Raw genomic sequence first — 22,980 nt, forward strand, 5'->3', positions numbered from 1 at the left:
ACGGGGGCTGCGCGGCGGACACGCCAACGTCACCGCTGAATGCCACGCCATTTTTGCAGAACTTGACGCACACAACTCAGCGAAATGGGCTGATGAAGGGCGGCTTCGGGTCAACTTATTCCGTAGCGCGAGCGAATCTGGACGACTGGAACGGGTCGAAATCGGTTTTTCATCTTCGGTACCAAGCGTCGGATTCAATACCGGTATCTATTTCGCGCCGAGCCTGGCCAGCACGGCCTTGGGGATGTTGTATTCCCGGATGACCGCGTCGTGCTTGCGCAAGCCGCACAATTCGCGCTGGATGAAATAGCCGTGGACCGCCTCCGCCGCGTCATTGAGCAGCCGGGCACGTTGTTCGCCCTCATCGCCATGTTCCCGCAGCTTCGCCAGCGTTTCATCCACGCGCCGGCCGGCGCGGCCGAGCGCCGCCGCCTTTTCGCCGAGGATTTCATGGCCGAGCAGGTCGAGCGCGCTTTCCCGCGCTCCCGACCGTCCGAAATTCGATGGCATTCTCACCGACATGCTTCACTCCGGTTTTGCTGAAATCTGGCCCTACTCCGCCGGCCGCGTCTCCTCCAGCACGCTCTCCTCGTTGTATAGGAAGCCGCCGGACTGCCGCTTCCACAGCCGCGCATAGAGCCCGTCGAGCGCCACCAGTTCGTCATGCGTGCCTTGTTCGACGATGCGGCCGCCGTCGAGCACCACCAGGCGATCGAGCGCCGCGATGGTCGACAGCCGGTGCGCGATGGCGATGACCGTCTTGTTCTCCATCAGCCTCGCCAGATTTTCCTGGATGGCCGCCTCGATGTCGGAATCGAGCGCCGACGTCGCCTCGTCGAGTATCAGGATCGGCGCGTCCTTGAGGAAGACGCGGGCGATCGCCACGCGCTGGCGCTGGCCGCCAGACAATTTCACGCCGCGCTCGCCGACAAAGGCCTCGTAGCCCCGGCGATCACGATTGTCGCGCAAGTCGAGGATGAAGTCGTGCGCCTCGGCCTTCTTCGCGGCCGCGACCACCTCGGCGTCGGTCGCGTCCGGCATGCCGAGCTTGATGTTGTCGCGAAGCGAGCGGTGGAAAAGCGCAGTATCCTGGCTGACGACGCCGATATTGGCGCGCAGCGAATCCTGCGTCACCTTTGAAACATCCTGGCCGTCGATGGTGATCTTGCCGGCCTCGAGGTCGTAGAGGCGCAGGATCAGATTGGCCAGCGTCGTCTTGCCGGCGCCCGACGGCCCGACCAGCCCGACCTTCTCGCCCGGCCGCACGACAAGGTCGATTCCATTGAGCACGCCGAACCCCTTGCCGTAGTGGAACTCGACCTGTTTCACGTCGATGCGGCCGCCGGCGACGACAAGCTCCCTGGCGTCAGGTGCGTCGGTCAGGCCGAGCGGCTGCGAGATCAGCGCCTTGGAGTTCTCCAGCACGCCGAGATTCCGCAGGATGCCGTTGAGCTGCATCATCAGCCGGCCGAGCAGCATGTTGAGCCGCAGCACCAGCGACAGCGTGAAGGCGACGGCGCCGACGGTGATCGAGCCTTCGAGCCAGAGATAGACGGCAAAACAGGCGATCGCGGTGATCATGATCCCCGACAGCGTCGTCAGCGCCATGCGCACGCCGGTCAGCCTGCGGGTGAACGGGCGCAGCGCGTCGAGATAGATATCGAAACCGCTCCTGATGTAGCGATCGTCGCCGTCGGCGGAGAACAGCTTCAGCGTCTGCACGTTCGAATAGGAATCGACGATGCGGCCGGTGATCATCGAACCGGCCTCGGCGGTTGCCTCGGCATGCTTGCGTATCACTGGCAGATAGCGGTTGGCCAGCCAGCCGAAGGCGGTGATCCAGATCACCACCAGCACCGCCAGCCGCAAATCGAGGCCGGCGACCAGCAACAGCGTCGTCACCGTGTAGACGACCATGAACCAGACGACCGCGATGAAGCTTTCCATCAAATCGCCGGTCGCCTGCCCCGCCTGCCAGACCTTGGTCGCGATACGTCCGGCGAAATCGTTCTGGAAGAAGGCGTAGGACTGGCGCGAGACATGACGGTGCGCCTGCCAGCGCACCAGATTGTAGAAGCCGGGGGTGATCGTCTGCTCGTCGACCAGCGCCGCCAGGCCGACGACAATGGTGCGGACGACCAGCACCACGGCGGCCATGAAGACAAAATCGGGACCGGCGGCAGTCCACAGCGCGTCCCAGCTGCGCTCGCCGGGGAGCTGGTCGAGAATGTCGACCAGCCTGCCGACGAAATAGAACAGTCCAGCCTCGACCAGCGGCGCGATGCCGCCGATGACCAGCATGGCGAAGAAGGCGACCTTCGCCTGGCCGACATAGTGCCAGAGGAAACCGCTGACGCTGACCGGTGGCCGAAGGCCTGCGGGCTCCCTGAACGGATAGACCCAGTTCTCGAACCAGCGATAGACGGCAATCATCATTCGGCGGCCATCAATTCTGCTGCCATCATTCTGCTGCTTGACCCCTAGCGATGGCATCGTTGGCGGCGGCACCGTCGTCGAGCAGGAAACCGCCCGACTGACGCTGCCAAAGCTGCGCATAGAGCCCGCCGCCGGCGACGAGTTGCTCATGCGAACCTTCCTCGATGATGCGGCCCTTGTCCATGACGACGAGCCGGTCCATCGCCGCGATGGTCGAGAGCCGGTGCGCGATGGCGATGACGGTCTTGCCTTGCATGAGCTGGTAGAGGTTCTCCTGGATGGCGGCCTCGGCCTCGGAATCAAGCGCAGACGTCGCTTCGTCGAGAATGAGAATCGGCGCGTCCTTCAGCATAACGCGGGCAATGGCAATGCGTTGCCGCTGGCCACCGGACAATTTGACGCCGCGATCGCCTACATGCGCATCGAAACCCGTGCGACCACTGGCGTCCGAAAGCCTTGATATGAAATCAAGTGCCTCGGCGCGGCGTGCTGCCTCGACCAGCATCTCGTTGCTGGCGTCCGGCCGGCCATAAAGGATGTTCTCGCGCACCGAACGATGCAGCAGCGAGGTGTCCTGCGTGACCATGGCGATCTGGGCGCGCAGCGAATCCTGCGTCACCGCCGCGATTTCCTGGCCATCGATCAGGATCTTGCCGTTTTCAAGGTCGTAGAAGCGCAACAGAAGGTTGACCAGCGTCGACTTGCCGGCCCCCGAGCGGCCGACGATGCCGACCTTTTCGCCCGGCTTCACCGTCAGCGACAGGCTCTCGATCACACCCTTCTGCTTGCCGTAGTGGAAGCGGATGTCCTCGAAACGGATCTCGCCCTTGGTCACGGCAATGTCCTTGGCGCCAGGCCTGTCTTCGACGAGGCGCGGCAGCGAGATCGAGCTGATGCCGTCCTGCACCGTGCCGATATTCTCAAACAGGGTGGACATCTCCCACATGATCCATTGCGACATGCCCCACAGCCGAAGAACGAGGCCGATGACCAGGGCGACGGCGCCGATCGTCACCGCCTGGCCGAGCCACAGCCACAGCGAGATCGCGGTCACCGAGAATAACAGCAGCGAATTCAGCATGTAGAGCAGGCCGTAGAGCTGCGTCACCAGCCGCATCGACCGGTAGACCGTATCGAGAAAGCCGGCCATCCCTTCCCGGGCGAAGGACGCCTCGCGCCGCGCATGCGAGAACAGCTTGACCGTCTGGATGTTGGAGTAGCTGTCGACGACGCGGCCGGTCATGGTCGAGCGCGCGTTGGCCTGCTCCTCGCCGACCTTGCCCAATCGCGGGATGAAATTGCGCAAGAGCAAGACATAGCCGGCAAGCCAGACGGCAAGCGGTGCCGCCAGCCGCCAGTCGGCCGCGCCGACGATGAACAGCATGCCGAGGAAATAGACCACGACATAATTGAGCACGTCGATGAGCTTGATGACGCACTCACGCACGGCGAGCGCGGTCTGCATCAGCTTGGTCGCGATGCGCCCGGCGAACTCGTCCTGATAGAAGCTCATCGACTGCTTGAGCAGGTAGCGATGCACCTGCCAGCGGATACGCATCGGATAATTGCCCATCAGCGTCTGCTGGCTGAGGAGCAAACGAAACCAGACCGTCGCCGGCAGCGCGAACACCACGATGAAAGCCATGCCGGCGAGCTTCCAGCCCTCGGTCTGCAGGAATGTCTCGCGGTTCTGCGCCGACAGCCAGTCGACGATCCGGCCCATGAAGCCGAACATCCACACCTCGGCAAGGGCGATAGCCGTCACCAGCATCGCATCGATCGCGATGTAGGGCCAGGCACCGCGCGTATAGTGCACGCAGAAGGCGATCAGCGTCTTCGGCGGCTCGACCGGCTCCTCGGCAGGGAACGGATCGAGCCTTGTTTCAAACCAGCGGAACATTGTCTTGGTACTCATGTGCTTGTTTTCGCTCACGCGGCGCGGAGCGCGTGGCATCTTTGGAGCGCGTAGCGTCAAAGACCGGCGTGCCGGAATCACCCGGGCCGCCGGTCCTGCTTCGCGCAATATAGGTTGTCGCGGGCTTTTCGCCGACAGGCTCGTTTGACGATCCTGACAGCGCTGTGTCGACGACCCGGAGTGTCGCGACGGTCTCTGCGCCAGGCCGGATCAGCCTGATGATCCGGCGCACCAGCGACGGCCGGCTGCGGTCGGGAACCGCGCGCGAGAAATCGACGTCCGGCAGCATGCCGCGATGCGGGCGCCGGCGGGTCTCGGCGTGAGCCGCAGACGAATAGGTTTCGCCGATCAAAAGCGCCCAGGTCGCCATTCTGCGCTCGTGCAGGTTTCTTGAGCCGGGAATCTTGCAGGGATCGAACATCGGTCCGTCCTCCATGTGAAAATACGGAAAAAAGTCAGGCCTGTTCGCGCGCGAATGGCCGGCGAAAGGCGGGGATTGAACAGCGGCGTGTTCAGGTGGGGCGTTCAGCCCCTTCGACAGCTTGAAAAACATCGCAGGATTCCTTCGAAGGCCGAAAAAAGGGTTTCGGCTAAGAATCGGTGCGATCGAAGTCTAAAAAGTCAGGAGAATCGTCGTACCGAAACCGCCGGCAGGCTGGTAAGCCCACAAGAGGGGCGCTGGATGTGCATGATCATCATGAATTACCCCTCCATCGGTTCGGGTTGACAATGCCCGGCGTATAGCCGACTTCGCAGAAAATGACCACCCGCCAGTCCAGCAATTTCCAAAACCGCGAACCTGCTGTGGCCGATCTGCCACTTATTAGCAGGATGCGGAAATGAACAACCGTCTCCGCATCGCGCTCTACCAGCCGGATATCGCCGGCAACACCGGGACAATCCTGCGCTTCGCGGCTTGCCTCGGTCTCGTCGTCGACATCATCGAACCGGCCGGCTTCCCGCTCTCCGACCGTGCGCTGAAACGGGCCGGCATGGATTATCTCGAAATGGCGGCGCTGACCCGGCATGTCGACTGGCACGCCTTCGAGAACTGGCGCAGAGCCGAAGCGCGGCGGCTGGTGCTGCTGTCGACCAGGGCTGCGACCGCCTATACGGATTTCGTCTTCGCCGACGCCGACATTCTTTTGTTCGGCCGTGAATCCGCAGGCGTGCCGGATCCTGTCCACGACGCGGCGGATGCGCGACTGATCATCCCGATGCAGCCGGGCACGCGCAGCATCAACGTCGCGCTTTCCGTCGCCATGGTGGCCGGCGAGGCGATCCGGCAGCTCGGATAGCATTCGCAGACCGTCAGTGGGCGCAGCGAACACGGCCGCTTTCTGGCCGACGACCGCACCCTCTCTTGTCATTCTCACCCAGGCGCACATCGCCTTCTCCTGCGGTTTGCATGTCAAGGGTTTCTTCGTTACAAGCTCAACTTAACTTGAGGTCAAGCGGAAAATTCGAATGGCGGTGACGGAACTGACGGTCGGCCAGGTGGCCACGCGGAGCGGGGTGGCGGTATCGGCGCTGCATTTCTACGAGGCGCGCGGACTGATCCGCAGCCACCGCACATCAGGCAATCAGCGACGCTACGGCCGCGACGTGCTGCGACGTGTGGCGATCATCAGGATCGCGCAAGAGGTCGGCATCTCGCTGGCCGAGATAGGTGCCGCACTGGAATCGCTGCCTGACGGCCGCACGCCGACGCGCGAGGACTGGAACCTGCTTTCAACGGCCTGGCGCGACCAGCTCGATCGCAAGATTGCCCAGCTGAAGAAGCTGCGCGACGGGCTGACCGACTGCATCGGCTGCGGCTGCATGTCGATCGACAAATGCCCGCTGCGGAACAAGGAAGACCGATTGAGCGCCCAAGGCCCGGGCGCAAGGCGGCTGTTGGTCGCTCGCTAATCCGCCGCGGGCAATCGCCTGATCGTGAATTCGATGACGTCGCCCGGCCGCTCGAACCAGCTTTCGATCTCGGTCCAGTAGGCCTGCTTGGGAAAGCGTTCGAACCACTCCTTCGCCTTGAGCCGCGCATCGGAACGCGGCAGGACGAAGGTCTCGCGCAGGAACCCGTCGCGCGGCATGCGCGCGCGCTCGGCGCGCGAACGGTCGAGCCTCTTCTTCAGGCCATCCAGCGGCGGTCTTGCCGGGGTGCGCACGAAAGAACTCCATTCACACTTGACCCTTGCACCTAAGAGATTAGGGATCGCGGCCGGAAAAGACGAGTCATTTGTCGGGGTACGCGCCCCACAACCGGAGACAGCATTGCAACGATCCGAAATACCGGCGGGGCTGCCGGCCGACATCGAACAGAAGAAGATGAAGGCGCGGCTGTGGTTCGAGAGTTTGCGCGAGCGCATCTGCGCCGCCTTCGAGCAGATCGAGCAGGACCTGCAGGGGCCGCAGGCTTCATGGTCGCCCGGCCGCTTCGAAAAGACGCCGTGGGAGCGCGACGCCGGCAAGGGCGGCGGCGGCACCATGTCGATGATGCGTGGCCGCGTCTTCGAGAAGGTCGGCGTCCACACCTCCACCGTCTATGGCGAGTTCTCGCCGGAATTCAGGAAGCAGATGCCGGGCGCCGAGGAAGACCCGCGCTTCTGGGCGAGCGGCATTTCGCTGATTGCTCATCCGTGGAACCCCAACGTGCCGGCCGTGCACATGAACACGCGCATGGTCGTCACCTCGCGCCAATGGTTCGGCGGCGGCGCCGACCTGACGCCGGTGCTCGATCGTCGCCGCACCCAGGATGACCCGGACACGATTGCCTTCCACCGGGCCATGCGATTCGCCTGCGAGAAGAACGCCGGCGTCGCCGACCACGCGAAATTCAAGGCCTGGTGCGATGAGTATTTCTATCTGCCGCACCGCGACGAACCGCGCGGCACCGGCGGCATCTTCTTCGATTGGCTGCATTCGGGTGAGGACAAAGGCGGCTGGAACGCCGATTTCAACTTCGTCCAGGATGTCGGGCGATCTTTTCTCGTCGTCTACGGACATCTCGTGCGGGCCAATTTCAACGACAACTGGACCGACGGCGACCGTGAAGAACAGCTCATTCGCCGCGGCCGCTATGTCGAATTCAACTTGCTTCACGATCGCGGCACCATCTTCGGACTGAAGACCGGCGGCAACGTCGCCTCGATCCTGTCCAGCCTGCCGCCGGAAGTGAAATGGCCGTAAAATCTCGGTGAGTCGGACGTGAGCCGCAATGAGGTCCAAATCGTTTGATTCTGGCGGCGAATGTGGCGCGCAGAATATCTTTTTCGTCTAATATCCACTTGAAAAAACAGGGCTATTTTTCGTTCCGGGCCGGGAAACGCCGGCGGTTCATCCTCCCTAGAACCGCGACCCGACGCGACCGGACGGCCCATGATTGAGTGGGGCACCTTCCCAAAATGGTGCCCTCATTTTCCAGGAGAGCATGCCATGCGCAAGCTTATTATGTCGGTTGCGGCTGCCGCCGTTCTTGCCTCTGGTGGCGCTGCCTTCGCAGCGGTCAAGCACACCACGGGCACGGTCAAGACCTATGATGGAACGGCCATGAGCCTTGTTCTGGATAACGGATCTACCTTTACGCTGCCCAAGGCCTTCAAGAATCCTGGCCTGAAGGCCGGCGAAAAGGTCCGCGTTTCCTGGGACATGAGCGGCAAGCACAAAATTGCCGAGGCAGTCAGGATCATGAAGTGATCGCCTGCCCGCTGGAGCAAGACGAGGTCTTGCCTCCGGGGTAGTGTTAAGAGGGCGGAGCAGCGATGCTCCGCCTTTTCGGTCTTTGCGGCAACCAAAACCATTCGACCGTGTTATGCTTGCTCGGCCAGCGCATGACCCGAATACCGACACCCGGTTTCAGACAGGGATCATGCGTCGATCAAAGGTGCTGGAGCTTCCGCGTTCAAGCAAATGGGCGGCGCTCCGGGGAGGAAAAGGGAGAAATCCGATGAAAGAATTCCACTGCGGCTCGCTCGTTCCGGGTTGCGACTGGCATACGCGTGCCGAAGAGGAAGCCGAGATCATGCGTCGTGCGGTCGAGCACATGCGTGAGACGCATGGCGAGACGATCATCCGCGAGACGATGATCGAAGCCATCCGTTCGCGCATTGAAAAGCCCCGCGACGCGGCCTGATTGCCTAAGAGACTGTTTCGAAATTCGCTCTGGCGAGCCATATGGTGGTGGTTTCGAGAACCGGCGCGCGCGGACATTAGAGCGCTGCGCGTCCAATTGGACGCGCAAAGGACGCTCTAACACTTTGCATTTGCGCATGATCCTTTCCGGGAAACCGAAATCGGTTTCCGGGGTCATGCGCTGGTCCGTGAGCACCGGCCTACGCCGGCCGTAGCTTTAACTGCCACGACCGCTCATAAGTGCTTCGGCCGGCGAAGGCCGGAAGCGCAGAAAACGCTATCAGATGGCAGCCAGAGTAGAGTTTCCAAACGGTCTCTAACTTTCGAGTGCTTCTGCGGCGCGCTCGAGGAGCGCGCCGCGATCCAGCGCAAAGCCGGACTCGATCCACTCGTTTTCGAGGTTCTTCAAGGTTGCGCCGAGTTTCGGTCCGGGCGACGCGCCAAGCGTCGTCAGATCGGCCCCCTTGAGCGGAAAATCGGGCTTTTTCCACTTTCCGGTGAAGGCCAGCAGGCGCGAGAAGCCGCCGGCTTCGAGCAGCGCGTCATTGTCCTCGACGGCGCGGGCTCGAGCGGAAGCGAGCGACAGCCGCAAGCGATCGACAAGGCCCTGATGATCGCCACGATAGAGCCGTTTTGCGAGTTCGGCTTCGTTCGTCTTCGGCTCGACAGGCGCTGTCAGCGCCCACTGCCTCAGACGGCCGGCATCGCTGACCGAGAATCTCAGCCGCTCAGCGAGCATCTTCAGCCGCGCGGCGTCCGGCGGCACGATCGCTTCCAGCCTGAGCAGCGGGTCCGGCGTCCAGCCTAGATCCTTCTCGGCCCTGGTCAGCGCATGGATCGCATCGATGCCCCATTTCTCGCTCTCCGGCAGAACGCTGGTGAGCACGCTGGCCTGGCGCATCCACAGCAAAGCGCGCGATGGATCGGGGGCCGACAGCAGCTTCTTCAGCTCGGACCAGACGCGCTCGACCGAGAGTTGGCCGAGCCCCTCCTTGAGCCGGGCGCAGGCCTTCAGCCCTTCGGCATCCGGCCGGCCGTCGCCATACCAGGCGAAGAAGCGGAAAAAGCGCAGGATGCGCAGATAATCCTCGCGGATGCGCGCCTCCGGATCGCCGATGAAGCGCAGCCGGCGCGCCTCGAGGTCGGCGACGCCGCCGACCAGGTCGACGATCGTCCCGTCGGCCTCGGCATAGAGCGCGTTGATGGTGAAATCGCGCCGTTCCGCGTCGGCCTTCCAATCACGTCCGAACGACACCTTGGCCCGCCGTCCGTCGGTCTCGATGTCGGCACGCAGCGTGGTCACCTCGAACGGCTTCCCGCCGGCGACAATCGTGATGGTGCCGTGCTCGATGCCGGTCGGCACGGCCTTGAAGCCCGCCGCCTCGGCGCGGCGGATGGTTTCATCAGGCACGGTCGTGGTGGCGATATCGACGTCGGCGACCGGCTGGCCGATGAGCGCATTGCGCACCGCGCCGCCGGCGACACGCGCCTCCTCGCCGCCAGCCGCCAGCGCCGCCAGCAGGCGCTGCAGGTGCCGTTCGCCGAGCCACTCGGCTTTGCCCGCGAGCGACATCCGGCCGCTCACGTATAGAGCCTTTCATAGAGCGTGCGGATGATGCCGGCGGTGACGCCCCAGATCCGCTGGCCGCCATAGGGCATCTCGTAGAAGACCCATTCGAGGTCGTTCCACATCCGGCTGTCGCGGCCGTGGTTGGCCGGATCCATCAGGAAGCGCAGCGGCACTTCGAAGACGGCGTCGACCTCCTCGGAATTCAGCGTCAGTGAAAAACCCGGCCGCACTATTGCCAGCACCGGGGCGATCCGGTAGCCGCTGCCGGAGACATAATCGGGCATGCGGCCGATGATCTCGATGCGGTCCCGGCCGAGACCGATCTCCTCGAATGTCTCGCGCAAGGCCGCCGCCTCCGGGCTCGCATCGCTCGGGTCGATCGTGCCGCCGGGAAAGGCCACCTGCCCCGAATGGTTGCGGAGCTTTTCCGCCCGCTTGGTCAGCAGAACCGTGGCGTCGCGTCCGTGATCGACCACCGGGATCAGCACCGCGGCATCGCGCAGCGCCTTTGCGAGCTTCAAACGCGGATGGCCGGGGTTGAAGCGATGGTCGCCATAATCGTCGGCGGCATGCGCCAGCGGCTGTGCCGCGACGCGAGCGCGAAAATCCGCGGCGGAAAACGGCGCCGGCGTCACTTGGTCCATAGCGTCACCCGGTCCATCATGCCCCGGTCCATTTGGCGCTGCCCTCTCATGCGCTCAGCCGCTGCAGTTTTTCGGCCGGCATTATCGGATAAACCGCGCCCTTCGAGCGGACGGCAAACATCCTTCGACCGCCGACCTCGATCTCCTCGCCATGCTCGACCAGTTCATACATCACCGGCCGCGCCACCAGCGCCTCCAGCCGTCCGCGCACCAGCACATAGGGTTTCAGGCCGCCGGTCGCGTCCTCGTCGACGAAGCGCAGCGGATGCTCCGGCCCGGCCTCGACCACATCTCCGACATTGGTGCGAAAGGTGACGACTTGGCCATCGCCGGTGCCGCAAACATCCATCTCGACGGCGATGAAAGGCGCATCGACGACGCGGATGCCGACCCTTTCCACCGGCGTCACCAGATAGGTCTTGCCGTCTTCGTCCTTGCGCAGCACGGAGGAAAACAGCTGCACCAGCGGCATGCGGCCGATCGGCGTGCCCTGGTAGAACCAGATGCCGTCCTGTCTGATCTCCATGTCGAGATCGCCGCAAAAGGCCGGATTCCAGCGCTCCACTGGTGCCGGCCCCTTGCCCGCGCGGGCGGCACGCGAGATCAGCGCCTCAAGTCCGCGCGCCTCGGTCACGGTCGTCAAACTTTCATCACGATCGTCGGCGCGTTCTGTCATGGTCACGAAATAGTCACTGTTGTTCCGCTTGTCAGCATAAGTCAGTGATTTAAGTTCAAAGACAGGCGCCACGCGAGGCCGAATCGCGGCACTCTGTGGCGTCTTAGGTGCAAGCCGGTATTTCCAACGAGAAGGATCGATGCTGCATGAGCGTGATGATCAAGCAAAGCCCGATCAGCGAAAAGGACATGATCGCCCAGGCCGAGACGGCGCTGGCCGACATTTCCAGGGTTCGCGAGGGCGTCGGCCGCGTCATCTTCGGCCAGGAAAGCGTCGTCGAACGCACGTTGGTGGCGCTGTTGGCCGGCGGTCATGCGCTGCTGGTCGGCGTGCCCGGCCTCGCCAAGACCAAGCTGGTCGAAACGCTGGGCATCGTGCTCGGCCTCGATTCCCGCCGCATCCAGTTCACGCCCGACCTGATGCCGTCCGACATTCTCGGCTCCGAGGTGATGGAGCAAGACGAATTCGGCAAGCGCTCCTTCCGCTTCATCTCCGGGCCGATCTTCGCGCAGCTGCTGATGGCCGACGAGATCAACCGCGCCTCACCGCGCACCCAGTCGGCGCTGCTGCAGTCGATGCAGGAATACCACGTCACCATTGCCGGTGTCCGCCACGACCTGCCGGCGCCCTTCCACGTGCTGGCGACGCAGAACCCGCTGGAGCAGGAAGGCACCTATCCGCTGCCCGAGGCGCAGCTCGACCGTTTCCTGATGCAGGTCGACATCCTCTATCCGGAAATCGAGGCGGAGCGCCGCATCCTTCTGGAGACCACCGGTATCGAGGACGCCAAGGCGCAGAACGTGCTGCAGCCGGCGCGGCTGAAGGAGATCCAGACCCTCATTCGCCGCATGCCGGTGCCGGAAAGCGTCGTCGAGGCGATCCTCCAGCTGGTGCGCTCGGCGCGCCCCGGCCAGGGCAATGCCGAGACTGACAAGCACGTCGCCTGGGGCCCGGGCCCGCGCGCCAGCCAGTCGCTGACACTGTGCGCCCGCGCCCGCGCCCTCTACGACGGACGGCTGGCGCCGTCGATCGACGATATCAGAGCGCTGGCCGAGCCGGTGCTGCAGCACCGCATGGCGCTGACCTTTGCCGCCCGTGCCGAGGGCACGACCGTGCGCGACGTGGTGGCGAAACTGGCAAAAGGCATCTGATGGCGCGTATAGGCGAGGCCCAGGCACCGGCGGCGACGCGTGACGCGCTCGCCCGCGGCCGGCTGCGGGCGTCGCTGGTACCGGACCTGCTGGTCGAGGCGCGCCGCATCGTCAACACGGTGATCGCCGGCTGGCACGGCCGCCGCAAGCGCGGCATTGGCGAGAATTTCTGGCAGTTCCGGCCCTATGTCGAGGGCGACTCCTCGCGTATCGACTGGCGCCGCTCGGCCCGCGACGACCACATCTATGTGCGCGACCGCGAATGGGAGGCTGCCCATACGGTGTGGCTGTGGGCCGACCCCTCGCCTTCCATGCTCTACAAATCCACCGGAGCCACCGTCTCGAAGGAATCCCGCGCGCTGGTGCTGGCGCTGGCCATGGCCGAGCTTCTGTCGCGCAGCGGCGAGCGCATCGCCTGGCCCGGGCTGACCGATCCGTTCACCGCCCGCAATGGCGCCGAGCGCATCGCGGCGCAACTCACCCATGCCGGCGAATTGCCGGTGAAGCCCGACCTGTCCGCCATTCGCCGCTTCTGCGACATCGTCATCGTCAGCGACTTCCTCGACCCGGTCGAGGACACCATCGCCTGGCTCGACGTGCTCGCCCGCCACGGCGTGCGAGCTCATCTGATCGAGGTCGCCGACCCGGCCGAGGAGAGATTCCCCTATGCCGGCCGCACCGAATTCACCGATCCCGAGACCGGCGACAAGCTGACTGCCGGCCGTGCCGAAACGCTGGGCGATGAATACCGACTGCTTTACATCGCCCGGCGTCAGGAACTGACCGACTGGTGCAAGCGGCTCGGCTGGAGCTTCACCGTCAACCACACCGACCGCCTTGCCTCCGATGCGCTGGTGCGAGTCCACATGGCGATGACCGTCGATGGCAGCTCAGCCGGGAGGATCCGCGCATGAGCTGGCTGCCGCTATCCTTCGGGGCACCGATGGTGCTGTGGGGCCTTCTGGCGCTGCCGGTGATCTGGTGGCTTTTGCGGTTCACCCCGCCCAAGCCGCAGACCGAGGTCTTCCCGCCGCTGAAGATCCTGGCCCGCGTGCTGAAGCGCGAGGAGACGCCGCAACAGAGCCCGTGGTGGCTGACGCTGCTCAGGCTGCTGATGGCGGCCCTGATCGTTGCGGCGCTTGCCGAACCTGTCTTCAACCCGCGTGAAAGACTGCCGGCCGAGGGCGCCGCGCTTGCGCTGGTCATCGACAATGACTGGGCAAGTGCCGCCGACTGGGGCCAGCGCGTCGCCACTGCCGAACGGCTGATCACCGATGCCAGCTCCAACGACGTGCCCGTCATCATCGCCTTCACCGCCGAGAAGCCGAATGCCGAGATCGGTCCCTTCGATGCCGCCACCGCGCTCGACCGGCTGCGCGCGGCAAAGCCGCGGCCGATCCCGACCGACCGCCCTGCCGTCTACGCTCGCGTCGCGGCAACCCTGGAGACCTTGCCGGGCGCCAGCGTTGCCGTGCTCGCTGACGGTCTGGCGGCGGAAGGCGACGAGGCCGCCTTCAACACGCTTTTGTCGAAGAACGCCGCCCGTGTCGTCTGGGCCGCCTCCGACCGGCCTGGCTTGATCGGCCTGACCGGCGCCGACAATCAGGTGGACGGCTTCGAGCTGACCGCCATCCGCGCGCCGGGCGATCCGGCGCCGGCTCAGGTGACCGCCGGCGCCTTCGACGACAAGGGCCGCCGTATCGCCGACGCCACGCTGACCTTCTCACCGGGCGAATCCACCGCCACCGGCACGATGGCGGTGCCGTTCGAACTGCGCAACGACTTCGCCTCGATCGCGCTCGACGGCCAACGGCAGGCCGGCGCCGTCCGCGTGCTCGACGAGAATTCCAAGCGCCGCCGCGTCGGGCTGCTGTCGCAGGCCGAGGCCGACCAGGCGCAGCCACTTTTGTCGCCGCTGTACTATATCCGCCGCGCGCTGCAGCCCTTCGCCGATCTGACTGAGCCGTCGAGCGCCGACCTTGCCGATGCCATCCCGCAGCTCCTCGACCAGAAGCCGGCGATGATCGTCATGGCCGATGTTGGCACCATTCCGCAGCAGGTGCGGCAAAGGCTGGTCGACTGGGTTGACAATGGCGGCACGCTGGTGCGGTTCGCCGGCTCGCGGCTGGTCGCCGCCGGCAATGACGACGACCTGCTGCCGGTCAGGCTGCGCACCGGCGAGCGCTCGCTCGGCGGCGCGCTGTCGTGGACGACGCCGCAGCCGGTCACCGATTTCACGAAGACCGGTCCCTTCGCCGACCTCGCTCCGCCCGCCGAGGTCACCGTCACCAGGCAGGTGCTGGCCGAGCCGACGCCCGATATCGTCGAGCGCACCTGGGCCACGCTTGCCGACGGCACGCCGCTGGTGACCGGGATGAAGAAGGGCAAGGGCACGCTCGTCCTGTTCCATGTCACGCCGGAGGCGACCTGGTCGAACCTGCCGATCTCCGGCAGCTTCGTCGAGATGCTGCGGCGCATCGTGCAATTGTCGCGCAACCAGGGCGCGGCGGTCGCCAATGCCGAAGCCGCAGCCGCCTCGCTGGCGCCCTACCGCATGATATCAGCCGACGGCACGCTTGTGCCGCCGACCCCGGATGCACGGCCGCTGGTGCCGGGTGCCGGCCCGCTGCCGGTGACGTTCGACAACCCGCCCGGCCTGTACGGCTCCGAAACCGGCGTCCTCGCCCACAATCTGCTCAATGCCGAAAGCGGCTTCGCACCGCTGGTCCGTCCTCAGATCACCGTGCCGGTCACCACCATCCAGTACGCCTTCGACGAATCGCACAATTTGAAGGGCCCGCTGGTTGCGGCAGCTCTCTTGCTGATGGTGCTCGACACGCTGGCCGTGTTCTGGATGGGCGGCCTGTTCTCGCGCCGGCCACGCCGCGCCGGCACGGCTGCTGCGACCACCGCCGCCCTGCTGATTGCGCTCGGCGCCCTGGTCGGCCACACCGACATCGCCCGCGCCGACGATGCCAAACCTGGCGACGAACGGGCGATCGAGGACATTTCGAAGACCCGGATCGCCTATGTGCAGACCGGCGAACGGAGTGTCGATTCGATCAGCCAAGCCGGGCTGGAGGGCCTGACCCGCTTCCTGATCGAGAAGACCGCGCTCGAGCCGGGGGCGCCGGCCAGCGTCGATATCTCGAAGGACCAGCTTGCCTTCTATCCGCTGATCTACTGGCCGATCGATCCTGCCGCGCCGATGCCGAGCCAGGCCGCGATCGCCCGCGTCGACGCCTATATGCAGCAGGGCGGCACGGTGCTGTTCGACACGCGCGACCAGTTCGCCACCGGCATCGGCGCGGATTCGGCCAGCCCGGCGACGGAGCGGCTGCGCGACATCCTCGGCAACCTCAACGTGCCGGCGCTGGAGCCGGTGCCGTCGGACCATGTGCTGACCAAATCCTTCTACATCCTGCCTGAGTTTCCCGGACGCTTCGCCGGCGGACCGCTCTGGGTCGCGGCGTCGCTCGAAGCCAGCAACACCGAGAACCGCCCGGTACGCACCGGCGACGGCGTCTCGCCGATCATGATCACCGCCAATGATTTCGCCGGCGCCTGGGCGGTCGACGAGAATGGCGACCCGCTTTTGCCGACCGTGCCGTCGGACCCGATGCAGCGCATTTATGCGCTGCGCGCAGGCGTCAACATCATGATGTACATGCTGACCGGCAACTACAAATCCGATCAGGTGCATGTGCCGGTGCTGCTCGAACGGCTGGGGCAGTAGGCCATGAACTTGTCACTCGCCTTCGAACCGCTCATCTCGTGGCCGCTGCTTGGCCTGGTGCTGGCGCCGCTGTTGCTGCTGGCATTGGTCGGTCTGTGGTTTCGCCAGCGCGGCGCGATCTTCCGATTTGCCGCCCTGCTGGCGCTGACTGCGGCCCTGCTCAACCCGGTGTTGCTCGACGAAGAGCGCGAGGCGCTGAAAAGCGTCGTCGCCGTTGTCGTCGACCGCAGCCAGAGCCAGGACATTGGCGAGCGCACCAAGCAGACAGACGAGGCGCTGGCCGGGGTTCAGCAGCGTCTTGGCCGCTTCAAACAGTTCGACGTCCGCGTCGTCGAGGCCGGCAAGTCGGAAGCCGCCGAGGAGCGCACCGAGACGCGGCTTTTCGGCGCGCTTGAAAGCGCTTTCCGCGACGTGCCGCCTTCGCGCATCGGCGGCGCCATCATGATCACCGATGGCGAGGTGCATGACGCCCCCGGCGGCACGCCCGACTTCAACGCCCCGCTGCACGCGCTGATCACCGGCAACGACCAGGAAAAGGATCGCCGCATCCGCTTCGAGAATGCGCCGCGCTTCGGTTTGGTCGGCAAGCCGCTCGAAATGACCTATCGCGTCATCGGCACCAACAACGAGGCCGGCTCGATCGATGTGCGCGTCTCGGTCAATGGCGAGCAGGTTTCGGTCGAGCGCGCCACCATCGGCCAGGCTATGCCGCTGCAAGTGACCATTCCCGGCGCCGGCCGCAACATCGTCGAACTCGCCATCGACCCCGAGCCCGACGAACTCACCGACACCAACAACCGCGCCATCGCGCTGATCGACGGCATCCGCGAGAATTTGCGCGTGCTGCTTGTTTCCGGCGAGCCGCATGCCGGTGAGCGCACCTGGCGCAACCTTCTGAAATCCGACGCCTCGGTCGATCTGGTCCACTTCACCATTCTGCGGCCGCCGGAAAAGCAGGACGGCACGCCGATCAACGAACTGTCGCTGATCGCCTTCCCGACGCGCGAGCTGTTCGTCGAGAAGATCAAGGATTTCGACCTGATCATCTTCGACCGCTATCAGCATCGCGACGTGCTGCCGATCCTCTACTACGACTACATCGCCGAATATGTCGAAAAGGGCGGCGCGCTGCTGATCGCGGCAGGGCCCGAATATGCCGGCGAAAGCTCTATCGCCCGCACGCCTTTGATGTCGGCGCTGCCGGCGATGCCGACCGGCGAAGTCGTCGACAAGGCCTTCTATCCGCGCCTCACCGAGCTCGGCCAGCGCCATCCGGTGACGCGCGGGCTCGACGGCTCCGCCACCGAGCCGCCGCACTGGAGCCGCTGGTTCCGCACCATCGGCGTCGAGAACCCTGAGGGCGAGGCGGTGATGAAGGGGGCGGACAACCGACCGCTGCTGCTGCTCGACCGCAAAGGCGAAGGCCGCGTCGGCATGTTTCTGTCCGACCAGGGCTGGTTGTGGGCGCGCGGCTTCGAGGGCGGCGGCCCGCATGTCCAGCTCTATCGCCGCATCGCCCACTGGCTGATGAAGGAGCCCGAACTCGAGGAGGAGCGGCTGACCGCCGACGGCCGCGGCATGATGCTGGAAATCCGCCGCCAGACGATGAGCGACGATCCCGGCCCGGCGCAGATCATCACCCCGTCCGGCAAGGCGATGACCGTCAAGCTAGAGAGAGCCGAACCCGGCGTCTTCCTGGGCAGCATCGAAACCAGCGAGATCGGCCTCTATCAGGTCGGCAATGGCGACCTGAAGGCGCTTGCCCATGTCGGCCCGGTCAATGCGCCGGAATTCACCGACGTCGTCTCCACCGAGAACCGGCTGAAGGCGCCGGCCGAGGCCACCGGCGGCAGCGTGCGCCGGCTGGCGCAATCGTCGACCCTTGGCAATCTCACCGGCGGCGTGACGCTGCCGTCGGTCGTTCCGGTTCGCTCCTCGGGCGCGGCGGCCGGCAACGACTGGATCGGCCTGCGCACCACCGACGACAGCGTGCTGAAGGCCGTCTCGCGCGTGCCGCTGTTCGGCGGGTTCCTCGGCCTCGGCCTGCTGCTGCTGGCATTGGGCTCGATGTGGTACCGCGAAGGGCGGTAGCGACGCCGACTTCCTTCTCCCCTTGTGGGAGAAGGGGAAAGATTACTCCTCCGGTTCCGTCGTGAACATCAGCGGGTAGCCCTTGGCCTTGCCGGCATCAGTCGCCCGTGTCGCCTTGGTCTCGGCGACGTCCCTGGTGAAGACGGCGACGACGCAGACGCCGCGCTGGTGCGCGGTGATCATCACCCGCCGCGCCTGGTCTTCGCTCAGCTTGAATTCGCCCTTGAGCACCGTCACCACGAACTCGCGCGGCGTGAAATCGTCATTGAGGAGGATGACCTTGTAGAGCTTCGGCCGTTCGATCTGCGGCTTCGTTTTGGTGCGGGGTTTGGTGACGATCTCAGGCATCGGAACCGGCAATTGTGCGCAAGAATTTCGCGTTTATTCTGGCATAGCCAAAAGCGATCGTCCATTTTTGGACCGCCCGCAAACCGCCTTCCCGGCGGGCGCGGCCGTTCACAAGTCCGTGCCTATGTGGGACCGCCGCCAAGCCGCGCAGACCGCGAAGAAACGATACGGGCCGTTTCGTTCAGAAATAGCTACCGCCGCAACACCGCACTCAGCACATCCCTGACGCCGATGGCGCCGACGAAGCGCGACTGGTCGTCGAACAGCGCCACCGGTGCGGTCTGCGAGCGGTGCATGGCCAGCATCACCGTCTTCAGCGAGGTGCCGGGATTGGCCCAGAATACCTGCGTCGTCTCCTCCGGCTGCGCCTCGACATCGGCGCACGACACCCAGAACGCCGGCTTGCCGTCGCGCTCGGCCGCCGCCACCAGCCCGTGCTCGTCGATCTTGAAACGCGTCGTCTTGCGGCGGTCGAGCCACACCCAGCCGTCCTCGCCGTGGTCGAGGTCGCGGCGGTCGCGCATCACGTTCCAGGCGGTCAGCACCGAGAGCGGATTCACATTGGCGATGAAGTCGCGGACATAGTCGTTGGCGGGGCGCAGCACGATGTCTTCCGGCGCGCCGGTCTGCACGATACGCCCGCCTTCCATGATGGTGATGTGGCTGCCGATCTTCAGCGCCTCCTCGAGATCGTGGCTGACGAAGATGATGGTCTTCTTCAGCTCGGCCTGAAGCTGCAGCAATTCGTCCTGCAGCTTGGTCCGGATCAGCGGGTCGAGCGCCGAGAACGGCTCGTCCATCAGCAGGATCGGCGCTTCGGTGGCAAACGCACGCGCCAGCCCGACGCGCTGCTGCATGCCGCCGGAAAGCTCGTGGGCGTATTTCGACGCCCACTGGTCGAGGCCGACGAGCTTCAACTGGCGCTCGACGCGCGCCTTGCGCTCGGCTTCGGGCACGCCGGAAAGCTCTAGGCCGAAGCCGACATTTTCCGCGACGGTGCGCCAGGGCAGAAGGCCGAACTGCTGGAACACCATGGCGACCCGCGTCTGTCGGATGTGGCGCAGCGTGGCGGCGTCGCAGGCCGCGACATCGATCATGCGGTCGCCGTCCTTGACCATGACGTTGCCGCGCGCCGGCACGTTGAGCAGGTTGACGGCGCGGAGCAGCGTCGATTTGCCGGAGCCGGAGAGGCCCATCAGGACGGAAATCTCGCCCTCGTTGACGGTCAAATTGGCGCCGGCGCAGCCGAGCACGGCGCCGGTCTTCTCCAGGATTTCCTGACGCGTCGCGCCCCTGTCTACGAGCGCCAGCGCTTCCTTGCGCGCCGCGCCGAAGACGATGTCGACATTCTTGAAATCGACCGCGGCGCTCATTTGGCGGCTCCCGTGCCGATGCGGCTGATGCGGTCGAGGATGATGGCGAGCACGACGATGGCGAGGCCGGCTTCGAGCCCGAGCGGGATGTTGACCGAGTTCAGCGCGCGCACCACCGGCTTGCCGAGGCCGTTGGCGCCGATGAGCGCAGCGATCACGACCATGGAGAGGCAAAGCATGATGCACTGCGTCAGTCCCGCCATGATGGTCGGCAGCGCCGCCGGCAGCTCTACCTTCCACAGGAGCTGGCGTTTTGTCGCGCCGAAGGCTTCGCCGGCCTCGATCATCGGTTTCGGCACCGAGGTGATGCCGAGATGCGTCAGGCGGATCGGCGCGGGGGCGGCGAAGATGACGGTGACGATGAGGCCGGGAGCGATGCCGAGGCCGAAGAGAATGAGCACCGGGATCAGGTAGACAAAGGTCGGCATAGTCTGCATCAGGTCGAGGATTGGCTGGAGATAGCGGTAGCCACGCTCGTTATGCGCCGCCCAGATGCCGATCGGCACGCCGATGGCCATGGAGGCCGCAGCAGCGCCCACGACCAACACCAGCGTCTCGACGGTTTCCTGCCACAGATCCTGGTTGACGATGAACAGGAGGCCGAGCGCGACGGCAAGCGCCAGCTTCCAAGATTTCTGCAGGTACCAGGCGAGCCCGGCTATGGCGGCAACCAGGAGAACCGGCGGGACGAGCAGCAAAAGATCGACCAGCCCGTCGAGAATGACGGTAAGCCCGTCGGCGATACTGTCGAAAAACCACTCGAAATTGGTGGTCAGGAAGTCGAAGAAGGTCTTGCCCCACCGCCCGATCGGGATCTTGAAGCTCGAAATCAGTTGCGAAACCGGATCCATGGCAAATGTCCCCTCATTTCTTCTTCACCCTCCCGCTGGCGGGGGGTCGAACCGCGCAGCGCAGCGGAGCGGGGTGGTCACGGTTATGCTCCGTTCTGCACCACCCCACCGCGGCGCGTGCCGCGCCTCCCCGCAAGGGGGAGGGTGTAAGTCTGCTACGAACCCAGCGCGGTTTTCACGGCGGCCGCGGCGTCGCCGCCGTCGAACGTCGTCACACCGGCGAGCCATGGCGTCATCGCGTCCGGATTGGCCTTGAGCCATTCGGTAGCCGCGGCCTTCGGGTCGGCGCCGTCATTGAGGATCGCACCCATGATCTCGTTTTCCATCTTGAGCGAGAACACCATGTTCTTGAGCAGCGCGCCGACGTTCGGGCATTCAGTGGTATAGCCGGCCCGGACATTGGTGGCGACGGTCGCGCCGCCGAAATTCGGGCCGAACACCTCGTCGCCGCCCGACAGATAGGCCATCTTGATGTTGGCGTTCATCGGATGCGGCTCCCAGCCGAGGAAGACCACGTCTTCGCCCGATGCGGCCGCCTTCTGCACCGCCGACAGCATGCCGGCCTCCGAGCTTTCGACGAGCTCGAAATCCTTCAGGCCGAACTTGTCGGCGGCGATCATGTCGAGGATCAGGCGGTTGCCGTCATTGCCGGCTTCGATGCCGTAAATCTTGTTGTCGAGCTTGTCCTTGAACTTGGCGATATCAGCGAAATCCTTGAGACCGGCGTCATAGGTGTGCTGCGGCACGGCGAGCGTATACTTTGCGCCTTCGAGGTTGGTCACGATCGACTCGACCGACTTGTCTTCGAGATAGGGCTTTATGTCGGCTTCCATGGTCGGCATCCAATTGCCGAGGAAGACGTCGACGTCCTTGTTCTTCAGCGAGGTGTAGGTGACCGGAACCGACAGCACCTGCACGTCAGGTTCGTAGCCGAGCGCTTCGAGGATGACGCTGGCGGTAGCGGTGGTGGCGGTGATGTCGGTCCAGCCGACATCGGCAAAACGCACCGGCTTGCAGCTTTCCGGTTCGGCGGCGAATGCGCCGCCCGCGGAAAGAAATGCCGCCAGACCGAAGCCGGCGGCGAATAGTTTCATACGCGACATCATGTATTCTCCCATTATGATCTATCGGCGAAGCGAAGTTGCGGTTTTGTCTCCGCCTTGTTTCGTCAGCCAAACACCATTCTGGTGCGGTTTCAAGCGATAAGACAATCGCGATCAACGGCGCGGGCTGGCCGATCAGCGACACGTTCGCCGCTTTTCCGGTGGAATGTAGGGACGCCCCCTCCCTGCGCCGGGACAACTCGGCTTAAAAGGAAGGCATGGCCAAGCTGTACTTCCACTATGCGACGATGAATGCCGGCAAGACGACGATGCTGCTGCAGGCCTCGTACAATTACCGCGAGCGCGGCATGACGACGATGCTGTTCGTCGCCGGCCATTACCGCAAGGGCGATACCGGGCTGATCTCGTCACGCATCGGCCTGGAGACGGAAGCCGAAATGTTCCGCGACGGCGACGATCTGTTCGCCCGGGTCGCCGAGCATCACGACCACACGACCGTGCATTGCGTCTTCGTCGACGAGGCGCAGTTCCTCGAGGAGGAGCAGGCGTGGCAGCTCGCCCGCATCGCCGACCGGCTGAACATCCCGGTGATGTGCTACGGCCTGCGCACCGATTTCCAGGGCAAGCTGTTTTCCGGCTCGCGCGCGCTCTTGGCGATATCGGACGATCTGCGCGAGGTGCGCACCATCTGCCGCTGTGGCCGCAAGGCGACGATGGTCGTGCGCCTCGGCTCGGACGGCAAGGTGGCGAGACAGGGCGAACAGGTGGCGATCGGCAAGGATGTCTATGTCTCGCTCTGCCGCCGCCACTGGGAAGAAGAAATGGGCCGCGCCGCGCCCGACGATTTCATCGGCTTCACCTGAAGCGGGGGGGGGGGGGGGGGGGGGGGGGGGGGGGGGGGGGGGGGGGTGTGGGTGTTTTGGGGGGGGGGGGGGGGGGGGGGGGGGGGGGGGGGGGGGGGGGGGGGGGGGGGGGGGGGGGGGGGGGGGGGGGGGGG

At 64.9% G+C, this 22,980-nt stretch carries 22 protein-coding genes; 10 read left to right on the forward strand and 12 right to left on the reverse strand.

Annotated elements, in window-relative coordinates:
- Nucleotides 1-207: 207 nt before the first annotated feature.
- The 4 genes from AC0L3L_RS34660 to AC0L3L_RS34675 are packed head-to-tail and all read right to left on the reverse strand — an operon-like array spanning nt 208 to nt 4,772.
- Nucleotides 208-522, reverse strand: a complete 315-nt coding sequence (locus AC0L3L_RS34660) for a DUF6665 family protein (protein ID WP_473641770.1) — start codon at nt 520-522, stop codon at nt 208-210.
- A 30-nt stretch (nt 523-552) separates the two neighbouring features.
- The gene (locus AC0L3L_RS34665; protein ID WP_473641772.1) at nt 553-2,436 is read right to left on the reverse strand and encodes an ABC transporter ATP-binding protein; all 1,884 of its coding nucleotides are present in this window, start codon (nt 2,434-2,436) and stop codon (nt 553-555) included.
- A 25-nt stretch (nt 2,437-2,461) separates the two neighbouring features.
- A complete protein-coding gene (locus tag AC0L3L_RS34670; RefSeq protein ID WP_473641787.1) occupies nt 2,462-4,336 on the reverse strand; it encodes an ABC transporter ATP-binding protein in 1,875 nt (624 codons plus the stop codon).
- Nucleotides 4,320-4,772, reverse strand: a complete 453-nt coding sequence (locus AC0L3L_RS34675; RefSeq protein WP_473486808.1) for a hypothetical protein — start codon at nt 4,770-4,772, stop codon at nt 4,320-4,322. Before AC0L3L_RS34675 ends, AC0L3L_RS34670 begins: the two co-directional genes overlap by 17 nt.
- 418 nt (nt 4,773-5,190) lie before the next feature.
- Between AC0L3L_RS34675 and AC0L3L_RS34680 the strand changes: the two genes are divergently transcribed.
- Nucleotides 5,191-5,649: a tRNA (cytidine(34)-2'-O)-methyltransferase gene (locus tag AC0L3L_RS34680; protein WP_473486809.1), complete on the forward strand. Its 459-nt coding sequence runs from the start codon at nt 5,191-5,193 to the stop codon at nt 5,647-5,649.
- A 169-nt stretch (nt 5,650-5,818) separates the two neighbouring features.
- Nucleotides 5,819-6,262, forward strand: a complete 444-nt coding sequence (soxR, locus tag AC0L3L_RS34685; protein ID WP_123149378.1) for a redox-sensitive transcriptional activator SoxR — start codon at nt 5,819-5,821, stop codon at nt 6,260-6,262.
- On the opposite strand, the gene AC0L3L_RS34690 is transcribed toward soxR, so the two are convergent.
- A complete protein-coding gene (locus AC0L3L_RS34690) occupies nt 6,259-6,516 on the reverse strand; it encodes a hypothetical protein (RefSeq protein WP_192356034.1) in 258 nt (85 codons plus the stop codon). The genes soxR and AC0L3L_RS34690 overlap by 4 nt on opposite strands.
- 106 nt (nt 6,517-6,622) lie before the next feature.
- Between AC0L3L_RS34690 and hemF the strand changes: the two genes are divergently transcribed.
- From hemF to AC0L3L_RS34705, 3 genes are all read left to right on the forward strand, one after another.
- Entirely contained in the window at nt 6,623-7,537 is a 915-nt protein-coding gene (gene hemF, locus AC0L3L_RS34695) for an oxygen-dependent coproporphyrinogen oxidase (protein WP_473641774.1), read from the forward strand.
- A 246-nt stretch (nt 7,538-7,783) separates the two neighbouring features.
- Entirely contained in the window at nt 7,784-8,044 is a 261-nt protein-coding gene (locus AC0L3L_RS34700; RefSeq protein ID WP_123149376.1) for a DUF1344 domain-containing protein, read from the forward strand.
- A gap of 250 nt (nt 8,045-8,294) precedes the next feature.
- A complete protein-coding gene (locus tag AC0L3L_RS34705) occupies nt 8,295-8,480 on the forward strand; it encodes a DUF1059 domain-containing protein (protein WP_095491629.1) in 186 nt (61 codons plus the stop codon).
- Nucleotides 8,481-8,795: 315 nt separating this feature from the next.
- Here AC0L3L_RS34705 and AC0L3L_RS34710 read toward each other — a convergent pair whose 3' ends face one another.
- Genes AC0L3L_RS34710 through AC0L3L_RS34720 form a run of 3 tightly spaced genes read right to left on the reverse strand, consistent with a single transcriptional unit; the run spans nt 8,796 to nt 11,369 of the window.
- A complete protein-coding gene (locus tag AC0L3L_RS34710) occupies nt 8,796-10,052 on the reverse strand; it encodes a CCA tRNA nucleotidyltransferase (RefSeq protein ID WP_473641776.1) in 1,257 nt (418 codons plus the stop codon).
- Nucleotides 10,053-10,060: 8 nt separating this feature from the next.
- A complete protein-coding gene (locus AC0L3L_RS34715) occupies nt 10,061-10,693 on the reverse strand; it encodes a CoA pyrophosphatase (RefSeq protein ID WP_473486814.1) in 633 nt (210 codons plus the stop codon).
- Between the two features lie 46 nt (nt 10,694-10,739).
- Nucleotides 10,740-11,369 (reverse strand): DUF1285 domain-containing protein, encoded by a 630-nt coding sequence (locus tag AC0L3L_RS34720; protein ID WP_473641788.1) that lies wholly within the window; start codon nt 11,367-11,369, stop codon nt 10,740-10,742.
- Nucleotides 11,370-11,515: 146 nt separating this feature from the next.
- Between AC0L3L_RS34720 and AC0L3L_RS34725 the strand changes: the two genes are divergently transcribed.
- The 4 genes from AC0L3L_RS34725 to AC0L3L_RS34740 are packed head-to-tail and all read left to right on the forward strand — an operon-like array spanning nt 11,516 to nt 18,347.
- Nucleotides 11,516-12,520, forward strand: a complete 1,005-nt coding sequence (locus AC0L3L_RS34725) for an AAA family ATPase (protein WP_473641778.1) — start codon at nt 11,516-11,518, stop codon at nt 12,518-12,520.
- Nucleotides 12,520-13,434 (forward strand): DUF58 domain-containing protein, encoded by a 915-nt coding sequence (locus AC0L3L_RS34730; protein WP_123149372.1) that lies wholly within the window; start codon nt 12,520-12,522, stop codon nt 13,432-13,434. The genes AC0L3L_RS34725 and AC0L3L_RS34730 overlap by 1 nt, the downstream gene beginning before the upstream one ends.
- Entirely contained in the window at nt 13,431-16,256 is a 2,826-nt protein-coding gene (locus tag AC0L3L_RS34735) for a DUF4159 domain-containing protein (RefSeq protein WP_473641780.1), read from the forward strand. Before AC0L3L_RS34730 ends, AC0L3L_RS34735 begins: the two co-directional genes overlap by 4 nt.
- 3 nt (nt 16,257-16,259) lie before the next feature.
- The gene (locus tag AC0L3L_RS34740; protein WP_473641782.1) at nt 16,260-18,347 is read left to right on the forward strand and encodes a hypothetical protein; all 2,088 of its coding nucleotides are present in this window, start codon (nt 16,260-16,262) and stop codon (nt 18,345-18,347) included.
- Nucleotides 18,348-18,389: 42 nt separating this feature from the next.
- Here the strand turns inward: AC0L3L_RS34740 and clpS are convergent, their stop codons facing one another.
- From clpS to AC0L3L_RS34760, 4 genes are all read right to left on the reverse strand, one after another.
- Nucleotides 18,390-18,695, reverse strand: coding sequence for an ATP-dependent Clp protease adapter ClpS (gene clpS / locus AC0L3L_RS34745; RefSeq protein ID WP_029349886.1), 306 nt, complete (start codon nt 18,693-18,695; stop codon nt 18,390-18,392).
- A gap of 191 nt (nt 18,696-18,886) precedes the next feature.
- Nucleotides 18,887-20,068, reverse strand: coding sequence for a choline ABC transporter ATP-binding protein (gene choV, locus AC0L3L_RS34750; protein ID WP_192364587.1), 1,182 nt, complete (start codon nt 20,066-20,068; stop codon nt 18,887-18,889).
- On the reverse strand, nt 20,065-20,919 hold the full coding sequence (gene choW / locus AC0L3L_RS34755) for a choline ABC transporter permease subunit (protein ID WP_292554047.1): 855 nt from the start codon (nt 20,917-20,919) through the stop codon (nt 20,065-20,067). Before choW ends, choV begins: the two co-directional genes overlap by 4 nt.
- Before the next feature lie 155 nt (nt 20,920-21,074).
- Complete coding sequence (locus tag AC0L3L_RS34760; RefSeq protein ID WP_473641784.1) at nt 21,075-22,022, reverse strand: choline ABC transporter substrate-binding protein; 948 nt, start codon at nt 22,020-22,022, stop codon at nt 21,075-21,077.
- Nucleotides 22,023-22,240: 218 nt separating this feature from the next.
- On the opposite strand from AC0L3L_RS34760, the gene AC0L3L_RS34765 reads away from it, so the two are divergent.
- Complete coding sequence (locus AC0L3L_RS34765; RefSeq protein ID WP_473641785.1) at nt 22,241-22,846, forward strand: thymidine kinase; 606 nt, start codon at nt 22,241-22,243, stop codon at nt 22,844-22,846.
- The last annotated feature ends 134 nt before the right edge of the window (nt 22,847-22,980 follow it).

It is taken from the genome of Mesorhizobium sp. WSM4849, assembly GCF_055811385.1.

What these genes read in the sequence shown, in the direction of transcription:
- AC0L3L_RS34660 (WP_473641770.1), bottom strand. Translation starts at nt 522, where the DNA reads ATGTCGGTGAGAATGCCATCGAATTTCGGACGGTCGGGAGCGCGGGAA.
- AC0L3L_RS34665 (WP_473641772.1), bottom strand. Translation starts at nt 2,436, where the DNA reads ATGATGATTGCCGTCTATCGCTGGTTCGAGAACTGGGTCTATCCGTTC.
- AC0L3L_RS34670 (WP_473641787.1), bottom strand. Translation starts at nt 4,336, where the DNA reads ATGTTCCGCTGGTTTGAAACAAGGCTCGATCCGTTCCCTGCCGAGGAG.
- AC0L3L_RS34675 (WP_473486808.1), bottom strand. Translation starts at nt 4,772, where the DNA reads ATGTTCGATCCCTGCAAGATTCCCGGCTCAAGAAACCTGCACGAGCGC.
- AC0L3L_RS34680 (WP_473486809.1), top strand. Translation starts at nt 5,191, where the DNA reads ATGAACAACCGTCTCCGCATCGCGCTCTACCAGCCGGATATCGCCGGC.
- soxR (WP_123149378.1), top strand. Translation starts at nt 5,819, where the DNA reads ATGGCGGTGACGGAACTGACGGTCGGCCAGGTGGCCACGCGGAGCGGG.
- AC0L3L_RS34700 (WP_123149376.1), top strand. Translation starts at nt 7,784, where the DNA reads ATGCGCAAGCTTATTATGTCGGTTGCGGCTGCCGCCGTTCTTGCCTCT.
- AC0L3L_RS34705 (WP_095491629.1), top strand. Translation starts at nt 8,295, where the DNA reads ATGAAAGAATTCCACTGCGGCTCGCTCGTTCCGGGTTGCGACTGGCAT.
- AC0L3L_RS34710 (WP_473641776.1), bottom strand. Translation starts at nt 10,052, where the DNA reads ATGTCGCTCGCGGGCAAAGCCGAGTGGCTCGGCGAACGGCACCTGCAG.
- AC0L3L_RS34715 (WP_473486814.1), bottom strand. Translation starts at nt 10,693, where the DNA reads ATGGACCAAGTGACGCCGGCGCCGTTTTCCGCCGCGGATTTTCGCGCT.
- AC0L3L_RS34720 (WP_473641788.1), bottom strand. Translation starts at nt 11,369, where the DNA reads ATGACAGAACGCGCCGACGATCGTGATGAAAGTTTGACGACCGTGACC.
- AC0L3L_RS34725 (WP_473641778.1), top strand. Translation starts at nt 11,516, where the DNA reads ATGAGCGTGATGATCAAGCAAAGCCCGATCAGCGAAAAGGACATGATC.
- AC0L3L_RS34730 (WP_123149372.1), top strand. Translation starts at nt 12,520, where the DNA reads ATGGCGCGTATAGGCGAGGCCCAGGCACCGGCGGCGACGCGTGACGCG.
- AC0L3L_RS34735 (WP_473641780.1), top strand. Translation starts at nt 13,431, where the DNA reads ATGAGCTGGCTGCCGCTATCCTTCGGGGCACCGATGGTGCTGTGGGGC.
- AC0L3L_RS34740 (WP_473641782.1), top strand. Translation starts at nt 16,260, where the DNA reads ATGAACTTGTCACTCGCCTTCGAACCGCTCATCTCGTGGCCGCTGCTT.
- clpS (WP_029349886.1), bottom strand. Translation starts at nt 18,695, where the DNA reads ATGCCTGAGATCGTCACCAAACCCCGCACCAAAACGAAGCCGCAGATC.
- choV (WP_192364587.1), bottom strand. Translation starts at nt 20,068, where the DNA reads ATGAGCGCCGCGGTCGATTTCAAGAATGTCGACATCGTCTTCGGCGCG.
- choW (WP_292554047.1), bottom strand. Translation starts at nt 20,919, where the DNA reads ATGGATCCGGTTTCGCAACTGATTTCGAGCTTCAAGATCCCGATCGGG.
- AC0L3L_RS34760 (WP_473641784.1), bottom strand. Translation starts at nt 22,022, where the DNA reads ATGTCGCGTATGAAACTATTCGCCGCCGGCTTCGGTCTGGCGGCATTT.
- AC0L3L_RS34765 (WP_473641785.1), top strand. Translation starts at nt 22,241, where the DNA reads ATGGCCAAGCTGTACTTCCACTATGCGACGATGAATGCCGGCAAGACG.